Origin of the sequence: Streptomyces colwelliae (assembly GCF_048158785.1) — a bacterium.
Taxonomy (GTDB): domain Bacteria; phylum Actinomycetota; class Actinomycetes; order Streptomycetales; family Streptomycetaceae; genus Streptomyces.
Map to the genome: position 1 here is coordinate 1 of NZ_JBLTJC010000517.1, position 5,985 is coordinate 5,985.

Genomic DNA, 5,985 nt, shown 5'->3' on the forward strand with positions numbered 1-5,985 from the left:
TTTAGGGGTGGTTTCGCTTTGTGGGGAACTGCGGGCCGTTGGGGCTGGGCGCGCAGTTCCCCGCGCCCCTTTACGGTGCTGTCCTTAGCCATGTTTGTGCCTTCGGGACTGCCATATTGCTGCCGCGCCCAGTAGGACGATTGCTGTTGCTCCCGCCAATAGGCCAACTGATGGGCCGTGGTGGGTTGTTGGTGTCTGCTTCGGGTCGGTGATCTGCTCGCCGCAGCCCCGTTCCGGATACCCGGCGATCGCGCACAACAGGGCGTTCGTGTCGTAGCGCAGGGGTTTTGCGACCGTGGCCAGGGCCTCGGCCGTTGTCGCGTCGGGGGCGACCGTCGCGCAGGCCGTACGGACGGTGGGCGGGGTTTCGCCAGTCGGGGCGTCGGTCGTCGTGCCGAAGTCGATGACGAGCGCGATCCGCTCCTTGCCGTCTGCCGCTGGGGAGTTGGCGCAGATCGTCGCGAAGTCCGGTGCCGGGCCCCGGGGTTGTGCCGCGTCCGCCGAGTCCGCGCTCACCGCGAAGCGGAAGCCCTGGACGTCGCCGTCGTCGGGGCGGGCGGTGGAGGGGCCCTGGGTGGCGTACGTCCAGTGGGTTCCGGTGCGGTCCCAGAAGGACCAGTAGCGGTAACCGGCGGCCTGGGCGGGGCCGTTGGCGGTGAGGGCGAGCAGGAGCGCGGTGAGGAGGATCAGCGGGACGCGGTGGCGGGTCACTGTTGCTGCCCGCGCTTCCGGCCGCGGGCGATCAGGATGGAGCCGGCGATCGCGACGACGAGGAGAACGCCGCCGACCGTCCAAGCGACCGTCAGGGAACCGTCGTTGTCGTCGGAAGCCGTCTTCTCGGCCGGGTCGGCCGTGGGCTGCTCGTCGATGCGCTTGGGGGCCGGGCCGGTCGCGTTCAGCAGGGTGACGAGGTTCTGGCCGCCGAAGTCGTGGACGTCGGCGCCCTTCGCGGTGGTCGCGACGAAGACGAGCTGGGCGTAGGCGGCCGGACCGCCTTGCGCGGCCCACGACTTGGAGTGGGTCTCCAGCCAGTGCAGGGGCTTGGCGGCCTGGTCGTGCAGGCCGAGGGACGACAGGGCGACGATCGCGTCGGCCGTGTTGCCGTAGTCGGGCTGGGGCTTGGCGCCGGGGAGCACGGTGGTCAAGTGGCCGCTCTTCGCCATGGACTTGGCGAGCCACGCTGCGCCGTTGTCCGCCGGCTGCTCGGGATCGTCCCCGGACTTCTCGCACGTCGCGGGCGACTCGGCGTCGTCCTGCCGGCTTCCGGCCAGTGACTGGCCCGACAGGCCCAGCACGGCCGCCGCGGTCGCGTCCGCGTTGGCCGCGAGCCTGCCCTTCTTGTCGGGCTGGTAGGCGAAGGCGCCCGCGTCCGTGCCCGCGTCGCAGGGCAGCGCGAGCTTGAGCAGCGCGTCGTAGGGGGACTTGCCGTTCTTCCGGAGGTTCGGCACGGTCACCCCGGCGTCCGCGAGGGCGCCGATGACGACGGAGGTGGAGTTCGCGTCGCTGGCCCCGCCGGGGGAGTAGCCCCAGCCGCCGTCCGGGTTCTCGACGGACTTCAGCCAGGTGACGGCCTTGGTGACGGCCGAGTCGCCGCGGCTGTCGTTCGCGAGCGCCTGTACGGCGGCGGCCGTGCTGTTGGTGTCGATCATGACCTTGGCGTCACAGGCCTTGGAGGGGTGGGCGCGGAAGGCCGCGAAGGCGCCGTCGGCGCACTGCTGGCCGACCAGCCAGGCCACAGCCTCGTCGGCGGGCTCCACACCCACGGCATCCTGCGCGAGCAGCGCGAGGGACTGGCGCCAGACGCCGTCGTAGGTCGGGTCGGAGGTGCCGTAGAGCCCGGCGGGTATCGCCACGGACGGCGACGGGGACGGACCGGCGGCGACGGCGGGTGTGGCGGCGATCACGGTGACGGTGATGGTGGCGGCCAGGGCCGCGGCGCTGCGGCGGACGTTCATGATCGGCGGGTGCCTTCCCCTTGGGGAGCACGGCAGCGCACGGGAACACCCCCGGGCGGCTCGGCTCCGTATTCCTCGACGGTGCGTGTGAGCCGGTCACGTGCCGTGCGGGGCGGTCCGGCTCACCGGCCCTGACGGACCGGATCACGGTTGCGGGTCAGCGCCGGAATTGCACCGGCTTCCCCCCGTACGGGTGTGATGACGACCCGGCCACTGTACGGCCAACCTGGGCGCCCGCTGTGTGCGGGGGTTGCCCGGACCGCCGTCCCCGGTAGGTTCTGGCCATGCCAGCCACGGGGAAACTGATCGGCTCCGGCCGTACCGCCGACGTGTACGAGATCGACGAGGCGTGGGTGCTGCGCCGCAACCGGGAGGACTGGGGGGACGCGGCGGCCGAGGGCGCGGTGATGGAACATGTGCGGGCACACGGCTATCCCGTGCCCCGGGTGCGCACGGGGGACGCAGGTGCCTCAGGTGATTCGCGTGCCTCGCGTACCTCACGCACCGATCTCGTGATGGAGCGGCTGACCGGGCCCACCATGCTGGAGGCGTTCGTCGCCGGCACGATCGACGCGGTGGAGGCCGGGGCCGTACTCGCTTCTCTGCTACGGCAGTTGCACGCGATCCCCGGTCGGTGGCCCGGCACCCGCGTGCTGCACCTCGACCTTCACCCGGAGAACGTGCTGATCACCCCGGACGGGCCTCGCGTCATCGACTGGGGTACGGCGGAGGACGGCGATCCCGGGCTGGACTGGGGGCTCTCCGCGATCATCCTGGCCCAGGTCGCCGTGGACGATGATCAGCCGGTCGCCGAACCGGCCCGCGCGATGCTCGGCTCGCTGCTCGCGGATCCTTCCGGGCTCACGGGGGAAGGGTTGACGGAAGCGCGGCGGAGGCGGGCGGTGAATCCGACGATGACTCCGCGCGAGGTCGAACTCCTCGGTACGGCCGAGGAGTTGGTGCGGTCGCTGGCGGCTCCGCGGGAACCGTGAATCAACGTGAACGCGTCACCGCCGACGAGGGTGTGACGGGCCAGGGCGCCGGACGGCGTCTTCGGCTGGGTTCCGACGACTGCGAGGCAGTGTGAGGGAACTTCGGGCACGTGGAGAAGAGGGACGGTCGCCGGCTGTCGCGGGGATCCGTCGGGTCCCGTTTCGCCGGCGGCGTCTTGCCGTGGTGGTGGCGTCGCTGGCCGTGATGGGGCTGGCGGTGTCCTGCACGGAGTCGTCCGTCCCGCAGCGCCGTCCATCCGCTGGGGCGCGTACGCCTGCCGACAGCGCGTCCGCGTCCGCGTCTGGTTCCGCTGCCGCGAGCGCACGAGCGGCCACCGGTGGGGACTGCGATCCGCTGCGGTCGTTGAAGCCGTCGGGTCACATGCCGACGCCGGGTGGCCGGATGCCGAGCGGTACGGCGATGGCGCGGATCGTCGCGCGCGGGCGGCTGATCGTGGGTGTGGACCAGAACACCTATCTCTTCGGCTATCGAGACTCCGACACCGGACAGCTGACCGGGCTCGACATCGACCTGGTGCGAGAGATCTCCCGTGCCCTGTTCGGGCGGCCGGACCGGGTGCAGTTCAGGACCGTGCCGTCCGCGCAACGCATCGGGATACTGCAACGCGACGAGGTCGACCTCGTCGCCCACTCCATGACGATCACCTGCGAACGCATGGAACAGGTGCTGTTCAGCAGCGACTACCTCGACTCCGGCCAGCGCGTCCTCGTCACGGACACCTCGCCGGTGAAGACCCTGGCCGATCTCGCCGGACAGAAGGTGTGCACGGCCAAGGGCACCACCTCACTGACCGAGCTGCGCCGCGCCCGCCCGGCGGTACGGCCGGTCGCCGTCGCCGACTGGACCGACTGCCTCCTCCAGCTGCAACAGGGCGACGTGGCCGCCGTGTCGACCACCGACAACGTCCTCGCCGGACTGAGCGCCCAGGACCCCGCCACCCGTATCACCGGCCCGCGCTTCACCTACGAGCCGCACGGCATCGCCGTCTCGAAGAAGACGCCGGAACTCGTCCGCTTCGTCAACGGCGTGCTCGCGCACCTGCGCGCCACGGGAGCACTCCGGGCCCTGCACGAACGGTGGTTGGGCCCGTACGGGGACTTCTATCCGCCCGCGCCGCGCTACGGGGACTGACTGCGCCGCGCTATCGCGACCTACGGCGCCGTGCGAGCCCGTGGCCGATCCCGATCCCGGACCCGATGCGGATCTGCCAGCCGGACCCGTCAGGAGGTCCGCTGATCGCCAGCAGCGTTCCGGGGAGCAGGTTCAGGCTCTCGCCCCGGAGCCGTCCCGGCAGGCCGCCCTTCGTGTTGACCCAGTCCTGCCAGACGAGTTGGGGGGTGAGGGTGCGGACCGTGACCATGCCGGACCACGTGTGCCACGAGCGGGTGACGACCCGTGCGGTGACGGGCGGCCCCGTGTAGCGGAGCACCTCCCCACCCGTGCCGGTGATCCCCGCGTCGAAGGTGCGCACCGCGTCGAGCGGGGTGACACGCAGGTCCCAGCCTCCGCGACCTCCGGTCTGGAGGAGGGTCGGCCCGGGTCCGAGTCCGAGGATCCCGCCGTGCCGGGGATGGTGGTGATCGCTGAACAGGGTCACCTTGTAGCGGCGTGACTCGATGCGGACCTCCACTGCGGAATCGACTGTGGAGTCGTTCCCCGCGTCGGCCAGGGACCACAGCGCGAGCGCGGCCGGTTCTCCCGTGTGGACGAGGACTTCCGGGCCGGTCCCGCGGGTGGTGGTGCCGTCCACCGGGCGGGCCGCGGACAACGGCAGCACGCGCAGCCGCCATTCGCAGCCGACGGCGTTGCCGACCTCGACCCGGCCGGTCGTGGACCAGATGGCCGGTGTGTCGTGGCCGAACAGGAACCTGGCCCGGTCGTGGTCGCCGACCTGCCAGAAGGCCTCGTCGTCGAACGCGCGCAGTCTGAGGAACAGGCTTGTGGGGTGAGCGCATTCGACCTTGGTGAACTCAAGGATCGCCGCTCCCGGCGGTTCCCGTCCGGCGAGTTCGACCGTCTGGTTCCCGATGCCCCGGCGGCAGAGGACTCCTCCGTCCTCGGGCTCGTCCTGTTCCAGCGGGGTGACGGAGATCGACCACCGCTCGGCCGTTTCGATGCGCAACCGCTGTGGTCCGGACAGGCCCACCCGGTACGTCCAGGTGCGCGGCTCCTGCGTACGGCAATGCCCGGGCTCGAAGTCCCGGACCGGTCGGGTGTCTTCGGCGCCGACCAGGGTGAAGCTTCCCAGGTGGGCGCGGTGGACCACCGTGGCCCAGCCCTGCGGTCCCCGGTAGTCGAGTTCCGATGGTCCCGTGCCCTCGGCGGCCTCGGTGAACGGGCGCACGTCGGCTGTCATCGCACCGCGCTCCCCGCTCCCGAAGTGTCGTGTCGCAGGCTAACCGGCGGCCTCCTTGAACAGAACATGGCGCCGGTGGCCGGAGTTCTCCGCACCCTTCCTGTCCGCCGGGAGGGGGGCCGGTGTCAGGATCGCGGAGGCCAGGAGGGCCAGTTTGCCGGCCGCGTCGGTGTCGGGGTCCGGGTGGTAGATGACGAGGGTCTGGCCCTGGGTGCCGTCGATGCTCAGGCGTTCGCGGTTGAGTTGGAGGCCGCCGACCTGGGGGTGGGCGATGTGCTTGGGGGCGGCTTCGCAGGCCTGGACGTCGTGGCGGGCCCAGAGACGGCTGAACAGGGGGCTGGCCAGGGAGAGTTCGCCGACCAGCTCGATGAAACGGGGGTCGTCGGTGTCGGTGCCGACCGACTCGCGGAAGCCGGCGACCATGCCTCCGGCGGCGCTCTCCCAGTACGGGTACAGCGCCTGCTCGGCCGGGTCGAGGAACAGGGACCGCAGGCGATTGGCTCCCGCGCATTCTGCGCCGCGGCCCGACGTCGTGCTCATGGACATCCGGATGCCACAGATGGACGGCATCGAAGCGACCAGACGGATCCTCGCCGACGGCACGGCGCGTCGGCGGGCCCCACGGGGTGCTCGGGGATGGTGATCTCGTAGGGTGGGCAG

General features: G+C 71.4%; 6 protein-coding genes, 1 pseudogene and 1 riboswitch. Of the genes and pseudogenes, 3 read left to right on the top strand and 4 right to left on the bottom strand.

All coding sequences use genetic code 11. From position 1 onward, the window contains the following. Positions 1 to 84: 84 nt before the first annotated feature. Both ACNFOC_RS49475 and ACNFOC_RS49480 read right to left on the bottom strand, forming a co-directional pair. The gene (locus tag ACNFOC_RS49475; RefSeq protein ID WP_416965552.1) at positions 85 to 711 is read right to left on the bottom strand and encodes an SCO2322 family protein; all 627 of its coding nucleotides are present in this window, start codon (positions 709 to 711) and stop codon (positions 85 to 87) included. Beyond that, the gene (locus ACNFOC_RS49480) at positions 708 to 1,955 is read right to left on the bottom strand and encodes an SCO2321 family membrane protein (RefSeq protein ID WP_416965553.1); all 1,248 of its coding nucleotides are present in this window, start codon (positions 1,953 to 1,955) and stop codon (positions 708 to 710) included. Before ACNFOC_RS49480 ends, ACNFOC_RS49475 begins: the two co-directional genes overlap by 4 nt. A gap of 114 nt (positions 1,956 to 2,069) precedes the next feature. Beyond that, positions 2,070 to 2,139: riboswitch (cobalamin riboswitch) on the bottom strand. A 100-nt stretch (positions 2,140 to 2,239) separates the two neighbouring features. Here ACNFOC_RS49480 and ACNFOC_RS49485 point away from each other — a divergent pair. Next, on the top strand, positions 2,240 to 2,947 hold the full coding sequence (locus tag ACNFOC_RS49485) for a phosphotransferase (protein WP_416965554.1): 708 nt from the start codon (positions 2,240 to 2,242) through the stop codon (positions 2,945 to 2,947). A 382-nt stretch (positions 2,948 to 3,329) separates the two neighbouring features. Next, positions 3,330 to 4,100, top strand: a complete 771-nt coding sequence (locus tag ACNFOC_RS49490; protein ID WP_416965555.1) for a glutamate ABC transporter substrate-binding protein — start codon at positions 3,330 to 3,332, stop codon at positions 4,098 to 4,100. Between the two features lie 10 nt (positions 4,101 to 4,110). Here the strand turns inward: ACNFOC_RS49490 and ACNFOC_RS49495 are convergent, their stop codons facing one another. Further along, positions 4,111 to 5,325, bottom strand: coding sequence for a hypothetical protein (locus ACNFOC_RS49495; RefSeq protein WP_416965556.1), 1,215 nt, complete (start codon positions 5,323 to 5,325; stop codon positions 4,111 to 4,113). A gap of 39 nt (positions 5,326 to 5,364) precedes the next feature. Beyond that, a complete protein-coding gene (locus ACNFOC_RS49500; RefSeq protein WP_416965557.1) occupies positions 5,365 to 5,871 on the bottom strand; it encodes an MmyB family transcriptional regulator in 507 nt (168 codons plus the stop codon). Between ACNFOC_RS49500 and ACNFOC_RS49505 the strand changes: the two are divergent. Then, a pseudogene (locus ACNFOC_RS49505) lies at positions 5,819 to 5,932 on the top strand (response regulator); the annotation flags it as partial. The gene ACNFOC_RS49500 and the pseudogene ACNFOC_RS49505 sit on opposite strands and share 53 nt — an antisense overlap. Positions 5,933 to 5,985 lie beyond the last annotated feature (53 nt).